21 protein-coding genes are annotated in these 22,874 nt (G+C 35.2%); 5 read left to right on the top strand and 16 right to left on the bottom strand.

All coding sequences use genetic code 11. The features are described from left to right. Window positions 1-26: 26 nt before the first annotated feature. From gmd to GFO_RS02550, 15 genes are all read right to left on the bottom strand, one after another. The gene (gene gmd / locus GFO_RS02620; protein WP_011708473.1) at window positions 27-1,157 is read right to left on the bottom strand and encodes a GDP-mannose 4,6-dehydratase; all 1,131 of its coding nucleotides are present in this window, start codon (window positions 1,155-1,157) and stop codon (window positions 27-29) included. 2 nt (window positions 1,158-1,159) lie between these two features. Next, window positions 1,160-2,344 (bottom strand): glycosyltransferase family 4 protein, encoded by a 1,185-nt coding sequence (locus GFO_RS02615; protein WP_011708472.1) that lies wholly within the window; start codon window positions 2,342-2,344, stop codon window positions 1,160-1,162. An 88-nt stretch (window positions 2,345-2,432) separates the two neighbouring features. Then, the gene (locus GFO_RS02610) at window positions 2,433-3,164 is read right to left on the bottom strand and encodes a formyltransferase family protein (RefSeq protein WP_041250218.1); all 732 of its coding nucleotides are present in this window, start codon (window positions 3,162-3,164) and stop codon (window positions 2,433-2,435) included. A 1-nt stretch (window position 3,165) separates the two neighbouring features. Continuing rightward, window positions 3,166-4,260 (bottom strand): DegT/DnrJ/EryC1/StrS family aminotransferase, encoded by a 1,095-nt coding sequence (locus GFO_RS02605; RefSeq protein WP_011708470.1) that lies wholly within the window; start codon window positions 4,258-4,260, stop codon window positions 3,166-3,168. Next, the gene (locus tag GFO_RS02600) at window positions 4,260-5,192 is read right to left on the bottom strand and encodes a hypothetical protein (protein ID WP_011708469.1); all 933 of its coding nucleotides are present in this window, start codon (window positions 5,190-5,192) and stop codon (window positions 4,260-4,262) included. The genes GFO_RS02605 and GFO_RS02600 overlap by 1 nt, the downstream gene beginning before the upstream one ends. Window positions 5,193-5,214: 22 nt before the next feature. Next, window positions 5,215-6,156, bottom strand: coding sequence for a hypothetical protein (locus tag GFO_RS02595; RefSeq protein WP_011708468.1), 942 nt, complete (start codon window positions 6,154-6,156; stop codon window positions 5,215-5,217). Further along, window positions 6,149-6,985: an FkbM family methyltransferase gene (locus tag GFO_RS02590; RefSeq protein WP_011708467.1), complete on the bottom strand. Its 837-nt coding sequence runs from the start codon at window positions 6,983-6,985 to the stop codon at window positions 6,149-6,151. The genes GFO_RS02595 and GFO_RS02590 overlap by 8 nt, the downstream gene beginning before the upstream one ends. A 4-nt stretch (window positions 6,986-6,989) precedes the next feature. After that, a complete protein-coding gene (locus tag GFO_RS02585) occupies window positions 6,990-8,276 on the bottom strand; it encodes an ABC transporter ATP-binding protein (RefSeq protein ID WP_011708466.1) in 1,287 nt (428 codons plus the stop codon). A gap of 179 nt (window positions 8,277-8,455) precedes the next feature. Continuing rightward, window positions 8,456-9,247 carry an FkbM family methyltransferase gene (locus tag GFO_RS02580; RefSeq protein ID WP_011708465.1) on the bottom strand — a complete coding sequence of 264 codons (792 nt, stop codon included), beginning with the start codon at window positions 9,245-9,247 and terminating at the stop codon, window positions 8,456-8,458. A 32-nt stretch (window positions 9,248-9,279) separates the two neighbouring features. Further along, window positions 9,280-10,167, bottom strand: coding sequence for a class I SAM-dependent methyltransferase (locus GFO_RS02575; protein WP_011708464.1), 888 nt, complete (start codon window positions 10,165-10,167; stop codon window positions 9,280-9,282). Continuing rightward, window positions 10,137-10,970, bottom strand: coding sequence for a polysaccharide pyruvyl transferase family protein (locus GFO_RS02570; RefSeq protein WP_041249982.1), 834 nt, complete (start codon window positions 10,968-10,970; stop codon window positions 10,137-10,139). The genes GFO_RS02575 and GFO_RS02570 overlap by 31 nt, the downstream gene beginning before the upstream one ends. Window positions 10,971-11,117: 147 nt before the next feature. Next, window positions 11,118-11,981 carry an ABC transporter permease gene (locus tag GFO_RS02565; protein ID WP_011708462.1) on the bottom strand — a complete coding sequence of 288 codons (864 nt, stop codon included), beginning with the start codon at window positions 11,979-11,981 and terminating at the stop codon, window positions 11,118-11,120. A 58-nt stretch (window positions 11,982-12,039) separates the two neighbouring features. Further along, window positions 12,040-12,387, bottom strand: a complete 348-nt coding sequence (locus tag GFO_RS02560; protein WP_011708461.1) for a four helix bundle protein — start codon at window positions 12,385-12,387, stop codon at window positions 12,040-12,042. 87 nt (window positions 12,388-12,474) lie between these two features. Further along, on the bottom strand, window positions 12,475-14,943 hold the full coding sequence (locus tag GFO_RS02555; RefSeq protein ID WP_011708460.1) for a polysaccharide biosynthesis tyrosine autokinase: 2,469 nt from the start codon (window positions 14,941-14,943) through the stop codon (window positions 12,475-12,477). Beyond that, complete coding sequence (locus tag GFO_RS02550; RefSeq protein WP_011708459.1) at window positions 14,943-15,731, bottom strand: polysaccharide biosynthesis/export family protein; 789 nt, start codon at window positions 15,729-15,731, stop codon at window positions 14,943-14,945. The genes GFO_RS02555 and GFO_RS02550 overlap by 1 nt, the downstream gene beginning before the upstream one ends. Window positions 15,732-16,323: 592 nt before the next feature. On the opposite strand from GFO_RS02550, the gene GFO_RS02545 reads away from it, so the two are divergent. The 3 genes from GFO_RS02545 to GFO_RS02535 all read left to right on the top strand — a co-directional run bounded on the left by GFO_RS02545 (window position 16,324) and on the right by GFO_RS02535 (window position 20,410). Then, window positions 16,324-18,198: an ABC-F family ATP-binding cassette domain-containing protein gene (locus GFO_RS02545; protein WP_011708458.1), complete on the top strand. Its 1,875-nt coding sequence runs from the start codon at window positions 16,324-16,326 to the stop codon at window positions 18,196-18,198. Between the two features lie 311 nt (window positions 18,199-18,509). Further along, entirely contained in the window at window positions 18,510-19,352 is an 843-nt protein-coding gene (locus GFO_RS02540) for an O-methyltransferase (protein WP_011708457.1), read from the top strand. 356 nt (window positions 19,353-19,708) lie between these two features. Next, window positions 19,709-20,410: an ABC transporter ATP-binding protein gene (locus GFO_RS02535; protein WP_011708456.1), complete on the top strand. Its 702-nt coding sequence runs from the start codon at window positions 19,709-19,711 to the stop codon at window positions 20,408-20,410. 1,131 nt (window positions 20,411-21,541) lie between these two features. Here GFO_RS02535 and GFO_RS02530 read toward each other — a convergent pair. After that, a complete protein-coding gene (locus GFO_RS02530) occupies window positions 21,542-21,787 on the bottom strand; it encodes a hypothetical protein (protein ID WP_041249981.1) in 246 nt (81 codons plus the stop codon). Here GFO_RS02530 and GFO_RS02525 point away from each other — a divergent pair. Both GFO_RS02525 and GFO_RS02520 read left to right on the top strand, forming a co-directional pair. Then, window positions 21,786-22,358 carry a cob(I)yrinic acid a,c-diamide adenosyltransferase gene (locus GFO_RS02525; RefSeq protein WP_011708453.1) on the top strand — a complete coding sequence of 191 codons (573 nt, stop codon included), beginning with the start codon at window positions 21,786-21,788 and terminating at the stop codon, window positions 22,356-22,358. The two genes, GFO_RS02530 and GFO_RS02525, sit on opposite strands and share 2 nt — an antisense overlap. Before the next feature lie 152 nt (window positions 22,359-22,510). After that, window positions 22,511-22,732, top strand: a complete 222-nt coding sequence (locus tag GFO_RS02520) for a DUF2795 domain-containing protein (protein WP_008272287.1) — start codon at window positions 22,511-22,513, stop codon at window positions 22,730-22,732. The last annotated feature ends 142 nt before the right edge of the window (window positions 22,733-22,874 follow it).

Raw genomic sequence — 22,874 nt, 5'->3', positions numbered from 1 at the left:
CTTCACTCTTCACTCCTAACTCCTCACTATTCATTATAATCAAGCGTATCATGTCCACCTTCCCTTAGATATTTCTCTTTCTGAAAGAGTTTAAGATCGGCTAGCACCATTTCTTTTACGAGGTCTGCAAGACTGTATTTTGGAGACCAGCCTAGTTTTTCCCTGCACTTAGATGCATCCCCTATTAGCAGGTCTACTTCGGTTGGCCGGTGATAATCAGGATCTATTTTTAGCACACACTTTCCTTCCTCAAGCTGAAATTCAGGATTGGAACAGGAGGCTATAATTGCGATTTCCTCGATTCCCAGGCCTTCAAACCTAAGTCTAATTCCAAATTCAGAAAATGCCATTTTCACGAAATCTCTCACCGAAGTAGTAATTCCTGTGGCGATCACGTAATCATCAGGCTTTTCCTGTTGTAACATTAACCACATAGCCTTTATATAATCTTTAGCGTGGCCCCAATCCCGGCGGGCATCAAGATTTCCTAAGTAAAGGGTATTCTGCATCCCTAAAGCTATTCGAGCTGCTGCACGCGTGATCTTTCTGGTTACAAAGGTTTCCCCTCTTAAAGGAGATTCATGATTAAATAGAATGCCGTTACAGGCAAACATATTATAAGCTTCCCGGTAATTTACTGTGATCCAGTAGCCATATAATTTTGCAACACCATAAGGACTGCGTGGATAAAAAGGAGTTTTTTCATTCTGCGGCACTTCCTGAACTTTCCCATATAACTCTGAGGTGGAGGCCTGATAGATTTTTGTTTTTTCAGTAAGTCCAAGCAAACGCACCGCTTCAAGAATTCTCAGCGTTCCTAATCCATCAACATTCCCGGTATATTCCGGGGTTTCAAAACTCACTTTTACATGAGACATCGCACCCAGGTTATAGATCTCATCAGGTTGTACTTCCTGAATTATGCGTGTAAGATTCATAGAATCGCTTAAGTCGCCATAATGCAGTTTAAACTTAATATGTTTTTCATGAGGGTCCTGGTAGAGATGGTCAACCCTATCTGTATTAAACGAGGAACTCCTTCTTTTAATACCATGAACTTCGTAGCCTTTATCCAGAAGAAATTCTGCCAGGTAAGCTCCATCCTGACCTGTAATTCCGGTAATCAGTGCTTTTTTAATTTTACTAAAATCATTCATACTTAAGTGTTTAATAAAGTTTCATAGACTTTATTAATTTTTAACCCTGCATTATTAAATCTTAATTTCTCTGCCTGAATTTTTATTCTAGCTAAATTAAGATCTCTATAATGATCATCACCCCAAATTTTATTTATTTTTCGAGCCATATCCTTTACATCCAGAGGGTCAAATGTGAACTTATCATCTTTGATAGTTTCTGGTAACGAAGTTACGTTAGAACAAATCACTGGTACGTTCAATAATATGCTTTCCATAAGCGGGAAGCTTCCGGCTTCATATAAAGTTGGAACTATAACAGCACGACAAGTCTTATATAATTTCAACAATTCTTCATCTGAAACAATACCCAAAAATCTTACCTGATTTGAAAGATGATTTTCTTTAATCATAGGCAAAATGTTAATATTAAAATTTTCTATCAAATTACCCGTGCAAATTAATTGGATTTCAGGATCATTAAGATACTTTATAGCTTCTAGCAATTTTAAATGATTTTTATGTTTCCAAGTTGAAGCAGGGTATAATATAAACTTTGAAGGAAGCTTGTACTTCTCTTGAAGTTTAACAAAATCTATATTCTCAATTTTTTCAAACCATAATTTTTGCATATCCAGTAATATTGTATGCACCTTGTCTTCTTGTTTATTAAAATATTTAAGAATGTCCTTTTTTACATGATTATAACTTACAATTACAGCATCTGCTTCGTCAATTGCTTTTTTGTAATTAACAGCACGCTGGGCTCTTTGTGCAGAAGTAAAGAATTCAGGAAAGTGTAATTCCTGTACATCGTGTAATGTGGTAATACTTTTTACACTATCTTTCTTTACATTAATCTGGAAGGGACTATGTATGATGTCAATATCGAAAGTTTTTACCAACCAATCATATATATCTTCCTTATAAAATTTCCTTTTGATTTTAAACCGTCGAAAAAGTTTATTTAAAAATATTTGGAAAAATGTTTCTCCACGTAAGTATAATAAATTTGGAGGTTTGGGATGATGGAAATTAGGATATTTATTAATTATTTCAATAATGATTGGATCAGGATTATGACAAAAAATAAAAAACTCATGGGACAAATTACTTTCCGCTAGAATTTTTATCAAGGCTATAGAATATTGATAAACACCGCCATATGCCTTATCTATTTGTGGAATGTTTATTAATATGTTACTCATTTTATCATTATACTAAAAGATTAATTTTTTATCGGAAATTTTTAATATAAATATTAATACGATTGAAAAATGAGACGTATAATTTCCACTATCTATCTCTTTTTAAATTTTCGATAATCAATTTGTAGTCATTAATTGATTTTATGATATAACCTTTAAATGTTGCATAAGGTAAAGGAGGGTAATTCATGGCTCTAATAAATCTTTCAATTTTATCCTCTGACCATTCGGGATTAATTTCTCCGTCAAAAGGACATCCTCTTTTATAATATTCCAACGAATTATTTTGAGAAATACCTTTATCGCCGTCTAAAACTGCATTAATTACTTCTTTAAAATATTCTGCAGCTCTGAACATTATTCTGTGATAAAGTGTGATTTGAGTATCCCATTCTTCAATTAGTATTTCTTTTTGAAGAATAATATTTCCACTATCAATACCACTATCTATATAATGAAAAGTAAAACCAACTTTTTTTTCATTATTAATCATCGCCCAGGTAATACTACTACAACCTCTATATTTTGGGAGTAGTGATGGATGTAAGTTAAAAATTTTTCCATCTACAGCCGCAATTACATTTTCTTCAATGATATATCTATAATAAATGCTGCAAATTAAATTAGGTTTAAACGGTAAATTGGTAAGTGCTATTTTTTCTGTAGTACAATTTATATTTAATTTTTCGCATAATTGAAGAAGACTATTAATGTGTGGGGGATTCTCATGAGTATATACAAAAACCTCATAATTTAAGTTCAGTAGCTCTTTTAATACTTTACACCCAATCCAATTATATCCACATAATACTACCCTCATATCATTTAAAAATCTTAAGAAGATCAATAATTTCCTTTACATTTTCTTTACTCAAACCAGGGTAACTTGGTAAATTAATTCCTCTTCTTGCTAAATTTTCAGCAATCTGGTGTTTTTCATATTTTTGAGAATAAATTGGCATGGTATGTACCGGATAAAACATTGGACGTGTCTCAACTCCATGATTAATTAAAAATTCCTTTAACGCTTCTCGGTCCAATCCGTGGGGTATTAAGATAGTACACATCCAAAAAGAATTCTCGCATTCCTCAGCTTTTTCCTGTAGAATAAACCCAGAATCCTCAAAACCGTATTTATACCAGCCAGCAATTTGTTTCTTTTTTTTCAGGATATTATCAATTTGTTCCAATTGCGCCAAACCGATAGCAGCACAAATATTCGTCATCCGATAATTATAACCAATGGCATCATGCCAGTATTCCCTATATTTAGCAAGACCCTGACCTTTTAAATGAACAAGTCTATCGTATAAAGTTTTGTCATTGGTAACCACCATTCCCCCTTCGCCTGTTGTAATAGTTTTATTTCCATAAAAGCTAAATGTTGCAACATCTCCAAAAACCCCAACATGCTTACCTTTATATTTCGAGCCTATAGCTTCTGCACAATCTTCAATTAGGAACAAGCTGTACTCATTACATACCTTTACAAGTCTCTCCATCTCACAGGGGTGACCATATAAGTGAACGCATAAAACAGCTTTGGTTTTAGAGGTGATTTTAGCTATAACATCTTCAGGATCAATTTGCCAGGTTGTTTCTAAAGAATCAACAAAAACAGGTTTTGCACCGGTGTAGGTTATAGCATTTACTGAGGCGACATAAGTAAGCGTAGGCACAATTACTTCATCCCCTTCTCCTATGCCCAGTGCTTCAAGAGCAAGATGCAAGGCTACTGTGCCATTGCAAACTCCGGTTGCATGATTAGAACCTATGTATTTTGCAAAATCCTTTTCAAATTTGTCAATAAACTTACCTTTACCCGAGATCCAGGTAGAATCTAAACATTCATTCACATATTTTTTCTCATTACCATTTAAACTGGGCTGGTAAACCGGGTATTTTAATTCTCCCATTATATTTTTTCTATCTGGTTAGTTTCTGTATTATAAATGGGCAAATCCCTTATTACCTCAATTCTGTCTCCTGCTCTTTTATAATTTAAATTCCCGTTTGCATCTCTAGACTCTCGAAATCTAGATTCTATATATCCAGTTTCAGAATTCAAAATTTTTAAATCCTTACAAAATCCTTTTTTTACAAAATATGCATTGTTACCGGCACTATTACTACCAATAAAATCATATCCTTTCATTTGTCCTAGATCGCATAAAGCTTTTAAAGAAGCACCTGCATATAAACCACTATAATGTGCTTTAAATCTATAAAAATCATCTGAATAAGGAACAGTAATAGCTCTCTCACTACCAAATACACTGTTATATTCAACAATCATTATAATAGGATCTACAACCTCTAAAGCTTTCCAGATCCAGTAATCATTCCCATCAATATCAATATGCAATAACCCAATTTCACCTTGGATACCTTCCTCTTTGATTAATTCATTGATATTCTCAGCGGTTATAAAGCCAGCTTTGATCCTCAAATCATGTTTCCAAAATATTTCATCCTGCCTGATTTTAGAAATATTTTGTTGGCTACCGTCCATAACTAAACCAGACCAATTATCATTAATTAATAAAAACCTTGTATTAGCTTCCTGATAATCCTCAACCCCAAACTCTACAAATGTTTTATTTTCAATTGAAAGATAGTTAATAAGATATTGAATGATTCCATCGTCTCCCCACTGAGAAAAAACCTTAAACTCAGCATCGCTCAAGGTTTTTATATTTTTTTCTTTTAATAATGATGACCAAATTTTACCGTTTTGGATTAAACTATTAGAAAGCAAAATTTTAGTTTGGCTACAATTAGAATCAACTATCTGTATATTACTAAAAACAAGGTTCTGAAAAGCTTTTTTAAATTTTTTAAGCATCATGATACATATAAATTTGAAAAAATTATCTCGTAATTTTTAATAATTTTGCTATCAACTTTTTAATGATATCTGGTATAAATCTTCTAATAAGAATATTGTTTTGTTCTATAATTCCGTATACTTTTTCTGTAAGATATTTATCAGCTTTTTTATTTACCTCAATGTTTTTAGGATGCCTTATTAATCCAACATTCTTTGTGGGAACTTTTGAAAGAGGAGTATAATCAATAGTGTGGGTCGCTTCTTCACCGAATCCAATATTGGAAACTAGATTCACATTTGGCAAAGCTACCATTCCCTTATTATACCAGATTGCAAATAACCATTGATAATCCCAAGTATCAATTTTATTTTGATAAACTTCATCAAAAATTTGATACCAATAAGATTGAAAATTTCTTCTCTTATCTATCCTCTTGATTAATTTTTGCTTTTTAAATTTATCTAAATCCTTCAATTTATAGTCATATCTATTCCAAGCTCTTCGCCAGGTAGCCCAACCCCATATAAATCCATAATTTGAAAAGTAATAAGACGCCTCTCCTCTTTGAATACCATCTTGAAAATTATTACCACTAATGGCATAGACTTGATCTTCATGCTTATACCTCTCCAATAATATTTTACAAAAACCAAAAAAACTATGATTTGGTAAGCAATCATCTTCCAAGATGATACCCATCTCGACATTCTCAAAAAACCAGTCTATTGCTCCAGAAACAGCTTTACCGCATCCTAAATTCTTGTTCCTGAATAAAGTTTTTATCTCACAATCCCAATCTACACTATTCAAAACTATCTCTCTCACTTTTCTGCATTTATCAATATCATCTTCAAAACCTACTCGTGGCCCATCAGCTGCAATAAACAAAAATTTTGGTTTTTGTTTTTTAATCTCTTTGAAAACTCTAACTGTAACATCAGGACGATTAAAAACAATAAATAAAATTGGAGTTTCAAACATTTTTATGAATTGCTAACAGATTTTGAAATTTAAAAATTTCATTTACAGAATTGTAATTAATTATTGGATCAATATGATTTTCCATTAATCTATAAATTTTATATTCGCTAAGTAAATTATAAAAATCTTTAAGAAATACTCGGGAAATAATATTCATCTCATTAAATTCAAATTGGATAATTTTAATTTTACCTTCTTTAATCATATTTTGCCCCCCTTTTAGTACTTCAATCTCATTGCCTTCAGTGTCTATTTTCAAAAAATCAATAAAATTTATGTTATGATCCCGACAAAAGTCATCCAAACAAATCAGTTCTATTAGAATAGATTTGAGTTTATTAGTTGTATGAATATCTTTGAAAACATCTTTATAAATACTTGCATGCTCACTATCCAATTCATCTGAATAAGTATAGAGTGTCTTAGTTACTTTTTCATTACCAAAACCAATTTGAAAACATTTAATCTGTCTATAATTAGCAATGTTATGTTTTAATTTTTTATAAGAATTTTTGTTTGGCTCGAAAGAATAAATAGTAGAATTCGGAAATGCTTGAGCTAAATTTTGGCTGTAACTCCCTGAATTTGCACCAACGTCAAATAGAATATTAGTCTCTTTTTTAGAAAAATATTCAGGCAGTATATTATGAATTAAGTTCCTTTCTCCACTAATAATATCGTTTTGATAGTTTAAAATACCAATATTATTATACGCAAAAGTCAAAGGATCTCTATCAAGACTTCGAAATAAAAATCTCAAAAATTTATCTTTCCGTTTATTATTTGTAAATAGCCGACATGTAATTTTTTTTACCAATGTTTCCAACATTAAATTATATTGTATTAATAGATGAAGAATAATTGATTAGAACAGTTTTACCATGCCAGCCTCTAGGATAATTTATTCCATTGGCGTAAAAAGAATCATCTTCAACAATAATTTCAGAACCCTCTTCTATCCAATCTTGTATTTCTCCGTCAGTCTCAAGATATAAATCCAATTTGTAATTAGATTTCGTTAAAGGAAATTTATTAATTTTAAAATTGATATAACCATCTCCAATTATTTTAAAATATTGATTAGTTCCCACTTCAGTTGAAAGTAGGATAAAGGTTTTGCCATCTTTTACAATTGCTAAACTTAATCTGCACTTTTGAAAAGAAAGTTTCTGAGGATTTTCAAAAAAGATTCTGAATGTAACTTGCTGTCCTGTTCTTAGTATACTTATCTTATTATCTTTTTTATCAAGAAAATGAATATCTACTATTTTCACCTCTCCCTTTCCTTTTCTTCTATCAGTTTCTCTTAATGATATTTCTTTATTAGGATTATAGGCATTTAGGTAATTATTGATTCCCTCGTAAGGATCCCCATTATAAGATATTTCTCCTTTATTCAACACAAGTAATCTATTACACAAGCTACTGATACTAGCCATATTATGGCTTACAAACAACACCGTCCTGCCTTCACCTGTAGAAAGGTCCTGCATCTTGCCAATTGCTTTTTTCTGGAATTCGGCATCTCCTACCGCCAGCACCTCATCTACCACTAAAATTTCCGGTTCTAAATGGGCTGCTACGGCAAAACCCAGTCTTACGGTCATCCCGCTACTATAACGTTTCACCGGGGTATCTATATATTTTTCGCAACCGGAGAAAGCGATGATCTCTTCCAGTTTATTTTTGATCTCCATCCTACTCATTCCCAACACTGCTCCATTCATAAATATATTCTCTCTACCGGTAAGTTCTGGATGAAAACCTGTTCCTATCTCTAAAAGAGAAGCAATACGGCCTTTCGTTCTTATACTTCCTGTAGTGGGTGAGGTCACCCTGGAAAGGAGTTTAAGCAAGGTAGATTTTCCAGCGCCGTTTTTACCAATGATCCCCAGTACTTCTCCCTGATTTACTTCAAAATTAATGTCCCGGAGTGCCCAGACATAATCTTCAGATGCCATGCTGCTGCGCTCATTAATCGCCCCAACCTTTAAAAAAGGATCTTCTTTACCCCTCACACCATACCACCATCTCTTAAGATCGTCTCCCAGGGTTCCGGTACCTACAGTACCAAGGCGATATTGCTTGGAAATATTTTCAGCCTTTAAAATTATATTCATAATATCAATAGTGTAATAATCTTCTATATTGTGGTGGAACCTTATTTCTCAAGACATTTATATTTTTGAAATAATTTCAATATATCGATAAAAATAGGGTTTAGGTGTTAAAAATAATGAATCTATTTAAAAGCATTTTGCCGGTAACAAGCTAAAGGACAATTAGCTTTTAAAAAGATTCATTTGTACCAGAATTCAGGCAGATTAATACTTTTAAAAGCCTTAACATTATCTCTGTCTAATGGGTGAGGCAACGAGGTTACTGCTCCTTCATTATTTATTCTATCCTTTCGCAAAAAGGTAAATTCAGCCGCTCCGGGCACCTCTACCCCTTCAATATTTCTAAACTCGCAACAATTATTGGGATGGATGTGAACACATTTATGATCTTTAAGTAACTTATCAAAAGCACTTTTTATATAATGGAAATGATATGGATACTCTATAGAGGTTAATCTATGAAACTCAATGACAATAATTCTAAATCGCCCCAAAATCTCAGCATTGATATTTTTCAAAATTTCATATTCATAGCCTTCCACATCCATCTGAAGTAGAAGGTCAGATTCTTCAGGAATATCAGTGGAGCGTAGCCAGTTTTCTAGTGTTATAAAATTTCGTCTATTTTTTGCTCCTATAAATTTTTTCAAAAAGTTGAAACGATCATCATCTATTACTGGAGAATTAACAGAGGCGTCTGCCATATAAATTTCCATACCCAGATTGGCACAAGCCAACTCAAAGTTGCTAGTTCTACCTACGCCGGGTGAAAAACATGCTTTAATATTAGAAACATCGTCTGGAATAAGATAACCGCCATCCCTGACCCCTCCTAACCTCATTAGAGGCTTATCTGTCTCTACCGGTCTTAAAGACCTAACAAAAGCTTCGATCTGTTCTTTAGAGGGTTTTGGGCAGATACGGGTTAAAAGAAAGTTTTTAGACTTTTTAATGAATTTCTTATAGTTCATTCAGTTTATTTATTTCGAAACTTTCAAAAGTTTTACCGAATCGGTTTTTTATAAACGATCAACTGACTTCTGGTTAAATATTCATTTAAAAAGAATGGAAGTTTTTTTTCGGCCTTTAAAGCCCATTTCCGAAATTTTATGTTACGATTTCCCCGGGGTATTAACCGATTAAATCTTTCAAGTGTCCCTACAGGAATTATATTTATTTGTTCAAAAAAAACTGCTCCTGCCTTTCTAAAATGCGAGGAACTAAAACTTCTATCTGGATGTGGATCATTTTCTTTCCATTCCGCAAATTCCTTTCCGTGAAATTTTGAAGGCCTACCCTTAACCGGAATATGCCATCTAATTTCATCAAGTATCCTGGAATTTACGGCAGGTTCGAAAAATCTCGCCTCTCCATTTTCCTTTAAAAGCCGGGTAGTTTCTCTCAAAAAATCCTTTTCTTCTGGGAGAGTTAAATGGTGTAGAAAAGCTTTTCCTATCACAAAATCAAAATTTTCGGACTCAAGCTCATTATTAAGAAAATCTCCGGCTATAAATTTTATTGGATATTTAAAGTTCCAGGAATTGTTCAGTTTTTGGATAATCTCTCCACTTGCCTCCGCAATATCATTGGCATATACCTTTGCCCCAAGTCCTGCCATAATAGCCGCATTTACACAATCACCACATCCCATTTCCATTACCATCTTACCCTCAAGTCTATCTTTGAAACCATCTTGATAAAGAGCATGCCAGCTGGTTTCTGTGGAAGATGCTCCTTTCAGAAATCCATCCAGGTCTTTTAACCAGATCAAAATATTCCGAATAGAATAATCGGCATAGAGTTTATTATAATGCTGCCGGTTCTTTTCTTTATTTTTTTCTGAGATCTCGTCCATAGGTTCTACACTAATTCGCCTTTCTTGAATGGACAATGCTCCAAAAGTCCCTTTTGCAATTCTTTTATTCGATTGTTAGCCGGTAAAGTTCTATTTTTTATAAAAAAGCCTAACATTTTTTCTATACTTATCCCGTCGTGATCATATGGTATATCATAATCTTCTATACCTACAGACCTAAAATAGTCTTTATATTTAATATTATCACCAAAAACAGCATCAGAGAACTGCATCCATAAAGCAGGAATTCCAAAAGCATGAGGCACAATGACTCCATGTAGTGAAGATGAAATGATCTTACTACAGGTCAGAATTTCATCGGTTGTATTTTCAACATCCAGCGTCATCATATTAATTACTCTAACTCCTTCCACATTTTGATATTTTGCTGAGATTTTTTCAAAATCCACATAATGTGGGATGATACCTAATTTATACTCTTTTTCAATCCTGGGAGAGTAAAGATCTGGCAACAAAATTGCGGGATCTCCATATACCTCCGGGCAGTCCAACCCCTGTTCTATTAAATATTTTCTGGTTTCCGGTCCTCTGACCGCATAAAACCTTGAATTTGCAATTTTATGCTTTCGATCCACAATACCACTACCCCACACTATACTATCGCTGGTCGCCTGGGCCAGAATACTTCCTATGGCAAGATAATGGGATTTGTTGAGTTTGTACCAGGCTTGTTTTTTTGGATGAACCCAATTAGCCTCCCTTTCCGATATTTTTTCGACAATATATTTAGATAACAAATCTCCATAATTCTCCCTTTTTTTACCCATTAAACGGGTTTCACTCCACCAGAAAAGAGGTATTTTTTTTGTTCCGGGCATTTGTCTATTATCAGTTATTCGTGGTTTACAGTATGTTGTTAGTGGTCTAAATAATAAATTCAATTTCTCAAGAATTCCGACTCTTCACCCTTCACTCCTCACTCTTTCACTCCTCACTCCTCACTCCTCACTCTTCACTCTTCACTCTTAAACCGTGTCTATAAAATTCTTTTCAGTCCTATTAAATATCACCAGACCAAAAAGAAATAAAACAATTGATAAGGTGAGCGTATAAAAGAAACCCGACCAGGTAAATATCCCGGTATCCAGGATCATATATCGAAAGCCTTCAATGATCTGGGTTAAAGGATTATATTTTACCACCCAGTCCCATTCTGGCATTTTCTCGGAAACTTCACTTAATGGGTAAGGCACCGCAGAAAAATACACCAGTAAAGAAGTGGCAAATCCTACTAAAACAGATAAATCCCGGTATTTAGTAGTAAGGGCAGAAATAGTCATCCCTAGTCCCAATCCTAATAAAGCCATCATTAGTACATATACCGGAAACAAGAACAGATTTGAGTTAGGGCTTATATCTGTCCCACTCCAGATCACATATAAATAGACTACAATTAATACCCCCATCTGAATTCCGAACTTAAAAAGGTTGGTGATCACGTTAGATAACGGCATAATAACTCTCGGGAAATAGACTTTTCCAAAAATACCTGCATTTGCCCTAAAAGTATCGGAGGTACCCGTAAAGCACTGGCTAAAATAATTCCACGCAGTAATTCCTGCCAGGTTAAAAAGAAATGGAGGGACATCCCCCGTTGGAATATTTGCAATATTATTAAAAACCAGCGTAAATGTTATTGCCGTAAACATGGGTTGTATAAAATACCATAAAGGTCCAAGAATGGTCTGCTTATAAACGGTAACTATATTACGCTTTACAAAAAGAATTAGCAAATCACGATATCGCCAGATCTCTTTAAAATTGAGCTCTATCAGCTTGCGCTTAGGAGTTATCTCATATAGCCAGTCAGATTCTTTCGCTTCGCTCATTACAATATATAGTGAAGAGTGAGGAGTGAAGGGTGAAGTGAGCTAAAAATCATATGCATTACTTCTTATTTAAATAATTTCTGAAACCAAGTAATAACTTACGAACTTCTATAACTGATTCAAAGATGTCATTTTCTTCATTAATATATTTTAACCTTATTGAAATTAATAATTGAGTTTCAATTTCGGCAATGGAGCCGATTGCCACATTTACAAAATAAAGCAGTTCTTTATCACCTTTTCGGGAAGCTCCCTCGGCTATATTTGAAGGAATAGACACTGATGCTCTCCTAAGCTGGTTTGTCAAACCATATATTTCTGAGGAAGGAAAATTGGAAGTGATTTTATAAATCTCTTCCACCAAATCCATACTTCTTTTCCAAACATCCAGATCTTTATGATTCATTTATTCTATTTCCATTTTTTCTTCACCCTTAACACTTCACCCTTAACTCCTCACCCCTCACTCTTCACTCTTCACTCTCCACTAGAATCATTCAAAATTCCTCATAAACTTTTTCCAGGAAGCTCTAATTTGAGATATTCTACTAGGTGCCGCTCCATAATATCCTTTTGCGTATTTATTGTATCCATAACCATAACCGTAGCCATAGCCATAACCATAACCATAACCATATTTAGCACTGTGTACAAAGTGGTTTAATACAAAGCTGATATTTTTAATTTCACCTTTGGCATATTTCTGATTGATAGTCTCTAACATTCCTCTTTTCGTGTAATCCTGTCTAATCATATATAGTGTTGCATCGGCATGTTTTACAAGGTTTAAAGCATCTGCGACCATCCCGATGGGCGGGGTATCTAAAATTATATAATCATATTCTTTTTTTAAGTCCAGGATCAAATCATCCATCTTCTTTGTAAGTAACAATTCAGATGGATTGGGAGGAACCGGGCCTGAAGTAATCACATCTAAATAAGGGATTTTGCTCTGTTGAATTATTTCTTCGGGTGTAGCCTGATCTATCAGATAATTTACTATCCCTAAATCATTGTTTAACTCAAAATCGTCAAAAATTTTCGGTTTTCTAAGATCTACTCCTACCAGCACAGTTTTCTTTTCACTAAGCGCGAAAACCGTGGCCAGGTTCATGGCACAAAAAGTTTTACCCTCACCTGATACAGAAGAAGTGATCATAACTGTTTTGGAGCCTGTAACCCCCTGCCTTTTGTACATAAATTGCAGGCTGGAGCGTAATCCTCGAAAACTTTCAGCAATAGACGACTTTGGAGAAGTAAAAACAGCCAGATTACCATCCGTTTTGTTTTTTCCAATAAGTCCTAAAATAGGAATTGGCGATAATCGTGTTATTTCCTGGGCATTATGCACATTGGTATTGAGAAATACTAAAAGAAAAACAAAAGTAAGTGGTATCAAGCCTCCCACCATCACCGCCATAACATAATTAAGTTGAGTATCAGGCCCAATTCTTCCGCCTCCGGTATCCTTAGCTTTATCAATCACTAAAACATCGCTTACATTCGCTGCTTTTATCAGGCCAGCTTCGCTGCGTTTTTCAAGAAACATATTATAGGTGCGCTCATTAATGGCGTATTTTCTTTGAATTTTGAGCAAATCCTGTTCTTCTTGGGGTAGTTTTCGTACCTCTTCTTCAAATCTGGAGATCTGGGAATTCACATCTCGTAATTCTGACCTTATAAGACCTTTAGAAGAACTAATATTCTCTAAAAGGATAGATTTTATCGAATTAATTTGACGATCTATATCATCGAATACCGGAGAGTTTTCTTTTAGGGTATATTGATAATTACTGCGCTCTTCTGCAAGTTGAATGATTTTAGATACACCAGAGGCTATGCTTCCTTCTGAAATTCCAGCTACTGAAGGAGCTGGAACATTGGAATAATCTTCTCTTGTTTGAAGATATTCTTCTAAATTATCATAATAAGCCAATTGCCTTCTAATAGTTTCCTTACGGGCATCGAGGTTGGACAATTTCCCTGTCAACTCTGAACTTTCCGCAGATATATCTAATATCGTATTGCTATTTCGAAAATTATTAAGCTCATCCTGAACCTCTTTCAATTGCTCCGCCTGCACCGCCAGACTACTATCTATAAAGCGAATTGTTTTGGTAGCAAATAGATTCTTACGCTCCAGCATATTTTTACTCAATACGGCGACTGAACCATTTAGGTAATCTACCAACCTGGACTTGTTTAGCCCAACCTGACTCAAATTTAATACTGAAGATCCATTAGACTGAGGCTGGATATTAACCCCGCGATACCTCCCTACTGCTCCATCAAAATTTAAAAAACTTATATAATACACTTTTCCGGGCTGTAATGAATTAGCAGTCCTTTCTAAATATCCGGTAAAAAATGGCAGACTTAAATATTCCCCTATTTTAAAGTTTCTGTCAAACTCCCTGGCCTCTACAGTTCTGTTGTCAGTTTCCTGGGTTAGGTAATTTGTTCTTGATAAATTAGCAGGAATTTGAGTTTTCAAATTAAATCTGAGCTCATCTATCATTTTTATTTGCAGGGTCACATTATTCGCCTGAAAAGAAGCACTGTCAGCAATAATCCTAAAAGGCGTTTTACCATAAGCATCTACCCGCTGATATTCCCCATCTTCTAAATAGTTTATATAGAATTGTAATTCTTGGACCACAGCTTCATTATGCGATCTCGACCTCAAAATGGTCATCGCGGTATTCACTTTATCTGAAGTCCCCCCCCAGTTAAAGGTTAAGCTGGTATTAGAAGTGAAAAATGGATTCTGATCATCTTTAATGGAGATGGTATTACCTAGTTGATAAACAGGGAGTTTACGTACATTATTATAATACGCTACCGCTAAACTGATTCCAACAGAAAGCAGAATTAGCTTCCAATAACTTATAACTTTCAGTATAAAACCCTTAAAATCAAAGGTGGAACCTACATCTGATATGTGATCATCTTCATGTGCCATTATCTCGTAGCTAAAAGAATTACAGAAGTGATTACTGAGATTACTGAAAAAACGGTAGTGAAGACACCCAAACCGGTGGTGCCTACTCCTAGAGCTTTTTGCGGTAAAGGATTTACCACGATCATATCATTGGGCTGAATATAATAATAAGGACTGCTTAAAGCATTGATATTGGTAACATCAATAGTATGCACTTCTTCTCCTTGTGGATATTGTCTGATTATTTGCACCTGTTCTCGATCTCCATATTCCGTAATTCCTCCGGCATTTGCGATGGCTTCCATAATCGTCACCTGTTCTTTATAAATGACCTGGCTACCCTGACCTATTTCTCCTAGAGTCGTATAACGTATTCCGGCAAGTTTTACAGTCACAAATATATTGGCCTCTTCCCTGAAATATTCTTCGAGTAATTTTTCTTCTATTTTTTCACGCACCTCTTTTTCGGTAAAGCCTAATACATTAATCTCTCCCATAGTAGGCACACGAATATTTCCATGATCATCTACGGTAAATCCATCAAAATAAACCGCTTCCTCTGTTGTGGCATTAGGGTTTGTTTCTCCCACCGGATTAAACATACCTACTAACTCTTGATCGAGAGCTTTAACTCTTATGCTTAAAAGATCACCTGTTTGTATACGGTAGGGTTTGCGCAAACGCTGAACCTGGATGATGCTATCTACCTCTTCTTCATATTCCTGAAGATAGGACATCTGCTTTGTAGATACACATGAGGTTAAGGCTAATATTGCAGCGAATAAAAACAAAAAGGATTTAAATCGCATAGAGGGCTTCACATTGTTTTAACAAATATAGTTTTTACGGGCAAATATCAAAACTTTAGGATGGAATTAAGTTTGGAGGGGTCGGGTTGGGATTGAAGGTGGGTAGTATTTTGTGGGTTGTTGGTTGTTGTCTGTTGTCTGTTGTCTGTTGTCTGTTGTCTGTTGTCTGTTGTCTGTTGTCTGTAAAGTTTATGAAAATTTCGTAAATTCTATTTTGTAATTCAATTTTGTTATTGTCATTTCGAAAGAGCATAGCGAAGTGAGAAATCTCTAATAATACCCGAACCGGCTCAAACAGAAAACATAAAATCAAAATGAACCTAACCCCTTAAGAGACTCTTCGTTTTACTCAGAGTTACAACTAACATTCATACATAGACTCCACAGAGAGAATCAGAACTCATAACAAACAACTGAGAACACATTACCTACAACTGTTAATTGATCATTGTCTATTGCTCATACTTCGACAGGCTCAGTATGGCAAAAAAGAAACAACGATTTTCAATTATCTATTTTCAATTATCAATTGGTAATTTCAAGTTCGTACTTTTGAACCCAGAACGGAAAATATACAACCGAGACCACAAACATGAATTACCTTTCAGTAGAAAATATAGCCAAATCTTACGGCGAACGCGGACTTTTTGAAAATATAAGCTTCGGAATCAATAAAGATCAAAAAGTTGGATTCGTAGCCAAGAACGGTACCGGGAAAACCAGCCTCTTAAATATTCTCGCCGGCACCGATTCTCCCGATGAAGGTCAGGTGATCTATCGTAACGATATTCGAGTTGCTTTTCTGTCGCAGGAGCCAGATCTGGATCCTGAACTAACTATAGAGCAAAGCATTTTTACCAGTGAGAACCCTACTCTTAAGGTAGTTGAGCAATATGAGAAAGCGCTTTTGAATCCTGAAGATGGCGATGCCCTTCAAAAAGCTATGGATGCGATGGAAGTTAATAATGCCTGGGATTTCGAAACAGAATTCAAACAAATTCTCTTTAAACTGAATCTGGAAGATTTGCAGGCCGTAGTAAAGAACCTTTCCGGAGGTCAGAAAAAACGTCTTGCCTTAGCCAGAATGTTATTAAAGAAACCAGATTTTATTATTCTGGATGAGCCTACCAACCATCTTGACCTGGATATGATAGAATGGCTGGAAGACTATTTCAAAAAACAGGATTTCACCATTTTTATGGTTACTCACGACCGGTATTTCCTGGAACGCGTTTGTAATGAGATTATAGAACTGGAAGATGGAAAACTTTATACTTATAAGGGTAACTATTCCTACTACCTCGATAAAAAAGAAGAAAGACATCAGCTCGAAGCGACCAATACCGATAAAGCTCAGCAGTTATATAAGAAAGAACTGGATTGGATGCGCCGTCAGCCCAAGGCTCGTACCACAAAATCCAAATCCCGAATCGAGGATTTTCATGAGATAAAACACAGGGCGAGTCAGAGACGACAGGATCATAAAGTTCAGCTGGAACTTAATATGGAGCGGCTGGGAAGTAAAATCGTAGAAGTTCATAATATTTCAAAAGAATTAGGTGGAAAGGAGTTGATAAATCATTTCAGCTATACTTTTCAGAAGGGCGAACGGCTGGGGATCATCGGAAAGAACGGAACCGGAAAGTCTACCTTTCTGAATATGCTTACCGGGAATATGAAATCGGATACCGGGAAAATAGTAATAGGCGAAACTGTCAAATTTGGCTACTATACTCAAAAAGGTATAAAAATAAAGCCTGGACAAAAAGTAGTGGAAGTCATTAAAGAATTTGGTGATTATATTCCGCTTAAAAAAGGACGGCAAATTTCGGCTGAACAACTCCTGGAACGATTTCTTTTCAGCAGAAAAAAACAATATGACTTTGTGGAAAAACTGAGCGGTGGTGAGAAAAAACGACTTTACCTCTGTACTGTTCTTATTCAGAATCCCAATTTTCTAATTCTGGATGAACCCACAAACGATCTTGATGTATTAACGCTTAATGTTCTGGAAAACTTTCTGATGGATTTTCCAGGCTGTATCATTGTGGTTTCTCACGACCGTTATTTTATGGATAAGATCACCGATCACCTATTTATTTTTGAAGGAAAAGGAGAAATCACCGATTTTCCAGGAAATTATACCGATTACAGGGAATACGAAGCTTCTAAGCCAAAAGCAGAAAAAACTGCTTTAAACGATTCCAATTCCAAGAAAGAAAAAAAGGAATACAAAGCTGATAGTTCCGGTCCTTCTTTAAGTTATAACGAAAAAAAGGAATTTAGTAAACTGGAAAAGGAAATCGCTAAGCTGGAAAAAAAGAAAGAAGAAGTGCAGCAGAAATTTTTAAAAGAATTAGAAGCTGATGAAATTGCTGAAAATTCCATGAAACTTAAGGAAATTGAAAACAATATCGAAACTAAAACGGAAAGATGGTTTGAGCTTCTTGAAAAGTTAGAGTCGTAGTTGTGAGTGAAAAGTGAAAAGTGAAAAGTGAAGAGTGAAGAGTGAAGAGTGAAGAGTGAAGAGTGAAGAGTGAAGAGTGAAGAGTGAAATAAGTTTGAAAAAATTATTCGCATACTACTCAAGATCAAAAAAATATTGGGACTATCTGTCAGACTGAGCCTGTCGAAGGCTGATAAATTAAAACTAGTATCAATCTAAGCGCAGACAAAGTATGAATTCTTCAGAAATACAAACCAATAATTCAAATCACAGCCTATTTTCTTAAGATTTCGTAATGCTGAACTAGTTTCAGCATCTTATTTTAGAATAAAATGTACTTTCAAATAACCTCCTATTTAAAATTCTTACTCAAAAGTCAAAACGAACATGGGCTCCACTCCCCTTTCGTGTATGACTTGGTGACTAACTGCTTTTATGATAAGAAAGATCACAAAGAATATCAGCTCATCAAAAACTTTCGCAGTGACCTTTTAAGGAATAAAAATATAATTGAAGTAACCGATTTTGGTGCTGGAAGCCGGGTATTCAAATCGAACCAGAGACCGGTATTTTCGGTGGCCAAAAATGCGGGGATTACGTTACATCGGGCAAAACTACTTTATCGTATCACTAATTATTTAGGCATAAGCAGTGCGTTAGAATTAGGTACTTCCCTGGGAATCGCCTCTTCCGCAATAGCTGCGAACAAAAAAACAAAGCTGATTAGCATCGAAGGTTGTAAGGAAACTGCAAAGGTCGCTAAAGAACAATTTGCAAAATATCAGCTAAATAATATACAGCTGATAAATGCTCAATTTGAAAACGCCCTTTCCCAGCTAAACTCCGATCTCAACAACAGACAACAGAAAACAGAAAACAGACAACTTCTAGCTCCGAACTCCGAATTCCAAACTGCCAGAAAATTCGATCTTATTTATTTTGACGGAAATCATCAAAAAGCAGCTACTCTAGATTATTTCGAAAATTTACTTCCAACCACTCACAATAATTCAGTCTTTATTTTTGATGATATCCACTGGTCCCAGGAAATGGAAGAAGCCTGGGAAGAAATTAAAGCTCATCCAGAAGTGACCGTAAGTATAGACACCTTTCAATGGGGATTGGTGTTTTTCAGGAAGCAACAGGTAAAGCAGGATTTTGCAATCAGAGTATAAAAGAACTGATAATAGAGTTTATTATTTCAAGTATTAAACTTTGAATTCCATTTAATGCCGATAATTGGTGGCATTCGAAAATTTAGCATAGAATTTGAAGTGAATGCTCCGTAAAATTTCAGGCTGTTTGAGCAAAGCGAGTTCCTGAAATTTAAGTGCTAAACGATAAATTTAGATAAAATATAGCCTGCCCTGAGCGCAGTCGAAGGGTAAGCCTAGATTTTGATTACGTCCGACGACCGAAGGGAGAGGAATGTAATTTCCATCAATGGAAAAAATGAACTGAACCACTCAATTACCAAATTTTTGTAACAAAAATCCTAATTTCACGTCTTACCATTGAAAAATAAGTCTGAATGAGCAAAGTAATAGAAATTCGTACGATCACGAGGGATTTCCCTCTGGGACAGGAAGTAGTTAAAGTTTTAAAAGGGATAGACCTGGACATAGATCGCGGAGAATATGTGGCCATTATGGGACCTTCAGGATCTGGAAAGTCTACTTTGATGAATCTTTTAGGTTGTTTAGACACTCCAACTTCCGGTTCCTATATATTGAACGGAAAAGATGCCAGCCAGATGAGTGACGATGAACTTGCCGAAATTAGAAATAAAGAGATCGGCTTTGTTTTTCAAACTTTTAACCTGCTTCCCAGAACTACTGCTCTGGATAATGTAGCCTTACCTATGATCTATGCCGGAGCTTCAAAATCTGAACGAGTTGAAAGGGCTGAAGATGTATTAAGAAGTGTAGGCCTTGGAGATAGAATGGATCACAAACCTAATCAGCTTTCTGGTGGTCAAAGACAGCGTGTAGCTGTTGGAAGGGCTTTGGTTAATAAACCCTCTATCATTCTTGCAGATGAGCCAACCGGAAACCTTGATTCTAAAACTTCTGTGGAGATCATGAAGCTTTTTGATCAAATTCATGCAGACGGAAATACGGTGATCCTGGTAACCCACGAAGAGGAGATTGCGGAACATGCGCACAGGATCATACGGCTTAAAGATGGAATGGTGGAAAGTGACGAAAGAAAAACAGTACTCAGTACTCAGTGAGCAGTGAGCAGTGAGCAGTGAGCAGTGAGCAGTGAGCAAAATTGAAATAACATTCGGGTTTCCATATTTAATTTGGAATATTTATTAATATACCTATAAATACTGTCAGACTGAGCGCAGTCGAAGGCCAGTCAATAAAAACTTTATAATAATCCTTATTTATTCCTCTTTGTGAGCAAAGTGGAACAAAGCGCAGCAACCTCAAGATTAGAACTTCGAGAAACTATCATACTCCACTACCCTGCGAACGCAGTAACGATAAGTTTGAAATTTCACTTTAAATATCTAATTCCCGACTATTAACTGCCAATCCCCAAACTTCTTTTGAACTTCAAAAAAATCTTTCTTACCTTGTATTTATTAAGACATTCACAATGATTGATTTAGACCAGGAAACCTGGATTTATCTTAGTATTATAGCCGTTTTTTTAGCTTACTTTCTTTGGAATTCACGCCGTAGTAAAAAGATTAAAAAAGAGCGAAAAAATAGAAACTTTAGGAGAAGGTATTTAGAAAGAAAGCAGGAGAGCGATAGCCAATAACCTGCCCCGCTGAACCCTGAGCCTGACGAAGGATCGAAGCGCCTTAAATCTTCTAAATTTGAAGATCCTCTTTAGTTTCAAGTCATTTCGACACGCAGCACAGCGAAATGAAAAACCTCATCATTATTTCCAAACATACTCCTACAATCCAGGACACAAAATCCCCCTTTTACCTGTCATTTCGATACGTAGCGTAGCGAAGTGAGAAATCTCACTATTTTTACTTACTTGAAATAGATTTCTCCCTTTGGTCGAAATGACTCAAGTACGAAAAGTAAAGACCCTGAAATAAATTAAAAATGGTAATTATAAAGGCGAAATATTTAAATTCAATAGTCCCTTTTTATGGCCTATCGAAAGTTTACTGTAAAATTTGAAGTGATAGCAACGTGAAATTTAAGACTGTTTGAGCTAATCAAATTCTTCTGCAAAATTGAATCCACAATGGCGAGTTTCTTAAATTTAGGTGCTGAACGATAAATTTAGATAAAGTTTCGTAAGCCTAGATTTTTTTGGTTCGTTTTTTCATCAATGGAAAAAATGAACAAGTATCTAGAAAAAACGTCAATTCCTACGTTAGATAAAACTTTTAATCATAGGTTTCAGGGTCACGTTCATTATTAATCGTCATGCTGTCCCGATGGCTATCGGGATATTTCAGCATCTCAAAAGGTAAACCACAACGAACACCTCTCACTGTCATTTCAATGCGTAATACAGCAAAAGGAGAAATCTCATCATTATTTTCAAACAATCCACCAATGGCTATTTGCTGAATCTTCGTTACATTTGGTAACATCCATATTATAGGAATCTGAAAAGGAAACACACACATGAAAATATACACGAAAACAGGTGACAAAGGAACAACTTCGTTATTCGGAGGTACACGCGTCCCTAAACATCATATAAGAATAGAAAGCTACGGAACCGTAGATGAGCTAAATTCACATATTGGTCTTCTAAGAGATCAGGATACAGATAAACAAACTAAAGAATTTCTTACTGAAATTCAGGATAGACTATTCACCATTGGTGCTATTCTAGCTACCGATCCTGAAAAAGCTACCTTGAAAAATGGAAAAGAACGTTTGAATATCCCTAAAGTTTCAGACGAGGATATTGAAAAACTGGAAAAAGGGATTGATAAAATGAATGAAGAACTACCGGAAATGACGCACTTCATTCTCCCTGGTGGTCACCAAAGCGTGTCATTCTGTCACATAGCACGCTGTGTGTGCCGTCGTGCTGAAAGACTTTCCAGTGCTTTATATGACATTGAAACCTTTGACGAAAAAGTTCTTATCTACTTAAACCGACTTTCAGACTACCTTTTTGTGCTGGCACGGAAGTTGTCTAAACAATTGCAAGCTGAAGAAATTCAATGGATTCCTAAGAAATCCTAATTACTTCTAATTTCACAAAAATCCTTTGCGAATATTGCAAATATTAGTGGAAATCATTATGTTCTTATCATTATTGTATAAATAATAGATTTTTTTCTTGGCTATTAAGGCAAAAAAATTATTTTTGCCAAAATTTAAAACCCGATTAATCAATGTATTGGACTTTAGAATTAGCATCCTATTTAAGTGATGCCCCATGGCCGGCAACAAAAGATGAGTTAATAGACTACGCAATTAGAACCGGAGCTCCATTAGAGGTAGTTGAAAATTTGCAGGCTATTGAGGATGAGGGAGACTCTTATGATTCTATTGAGGAGATCTGGCCGGATTATCCAACCGATGAAGATTACCTTTGGAATGAGGATGAATATTAAATTGACAACACGCAAAAATTAGGGAAAAGTCTCATTCATGAGGCTTTTTTTTTGCTTAAATTTGAACCCCTTAATAAATATGATTTGGAACTTTAATTATAATATTTAAGTTTTAAAAGATATCTGACATCCTGAGCCTGTC

The organism is Christiangramia forsetii KT0803 (assembly GCF_000060345.1).
GTDB classification, from domain to species: Bacteria; Bacteroidota; Bacteroidia; order Flavobacteriales; family Flavobacteriaceae; genus Christiangramia; species Christiangramia forsetii.
The sequence above is the reverse complement of the archived record's forward strand: the minus strand, read 5'-3'. Positions and strand labels throughout refer to the sequence as shown.

What these genes read in the sequence shown, in the direction of transcription:
- gmd (WP_011708473.1), bottom strand. Translation starts at nt 1,157, where the DNA reads ATGAATGATTTTAGTAAAATTAAAAAAGCACTGATTACCGGAATTACA.
- GFO_RS02615 (WP_011708472.1), bottom strand. Translation starts at nt 2,344, where the DNA reads ATGAGTAACATATTAATAAACATTCCACAAATAGATAAGGCATATGGC.
- GFO_RS02610 (WP_041250218.1), bottom strand. Translation starts at nt 3,164, where the DNA reads ATGAGGGTAGTATTATGTGGATATAATTGGATTGGGTGTAAAGTATTA.
- GFO_RS02605 (WP_011708470.1), bottom strand. Translation starts at nt 4,260, where the DNA reads ATGGGAGAATTAAAATACCCGGTTTACCAGCCCAGTTTAAATGGTAAT.
- GFO_RS02600 (WP_011708469.1), bottom strand. Translation starts at nt 5,192, where the DNA reads ATGATGCTTAAAAAATTTAAAAAAGCTTTTCAGAACCTTGTTTTTAGT.
- GFO_RS02595 (WP_011708468.1), bottom strand. Translation starts at nt 6,156, where the DNA reads ATGTTTGAAACTCCAATTTTATTTATTGTTTTTAATCGTCCTGATGTT.
- GFO_RS02590 (WP_011708467.1), bottom strand. Translation starts at nt 6,985, where the DNA reads ATGTTGGAAACATTGGTAAAAAAAATTACATGTCGGCTATTTACAAAT.
- GFO_RS02585 (WP_011708466.1), bottom strand. Translation starts at nt 8,276, where the DNA reads ATGAATATAATTTTAAAGGCTGAAAATATTTCCAAGCAATATCGCCTT.
- GFO_RS02580 (WP_011708465.1), bottom strand. Translation starts at nt 9,247, where the DNA reads ATGAACTATAAGAAATTCATTAAAAAGTCTAAAAACTTTCTTTTAACC.
- GFO_RS02570 (WP_041249982.1), bottom strand. Translation starts at nt 10,970, where the DNA reads ATGCCCGGAACAAAAAAAATACCTCTTTTCTGGTGGAGTGAAACCCGT.
- GFO_RS02565 (WP_011708462.1), bottom strand. Translation starts at nt 11,981, where the DNA reads ATGAGCGAAGCGAAAGAATCTGACTGGCTATATGAGATAACTCCTAAG.
- GFO_RS02560 (WP_011708461.1), bottom strand. Translation starts at nt 12,387, where the DNA reads ATGAATCATAAAGATCTGGATGTTTGGAAAAGAAGTATGGATTTGGTG.
- GFO_RS02555 (WP_011708460.1), bottom strand. Translation starts at nt 14,943, where the DNA reads ATGGCACATGAAGATGATCACATATCAGATGTAGGTTCCACCTTTGAT.
- GFO_RS02550 (WP_011708459.1), bottom strand. Translation starts at nt 15,731, where the DNA reads ATGCGATTTAAATCCTTTTTGTTTTTATTCGCTGCAATATTAGCCTTA.
- GFO_RS02545 (WP_011708458.1), top strand. Translation starts at nt 16,324, where the DNA reads ATGAATTACCTTTCAGTAGAAAATATAGCCAAATCTTACGGCGAACGC.
- GFO_RS02540 (WP_011708457.1), top strand. Translation starts at nt 18,510, where the DNA reads ATGTACTTTCAAATAACCTCCTATTTAAAATTCTTACTCAAAAGTCAA.
- GFO_RS02535 (WP_011708456.1), top strand. Translation starts at nt 19,709, where the DNA reads ATGAGCAAAGTAATAGAAATTCGTACGATCACGAGGGATTTCCCTCTG.
- GFO_RS02525 (WP_011708453.1), top strand. Translation starts at nt 21,786, where the DNA reads ATGAAAATATACACGAAAACAGGTGACAAAGGAACAACTTCGTTATTC.
- GFO_RS02530 (WP_041249981.1), bottom strand. Translation starts at nt 21,787, where the DNA reads ATGTGTGTGTTTCCTTTTCAGATTCCTATAATATGGATGTTACCAAAT.
- GFO_RS02520 (WP_008272287.1), top strand. Translation starts at nt 22,511, where the DNA reads ATGTATTGGACTTTAGAATTAGCATCCTATTTAAGTGATGCCCCATGG.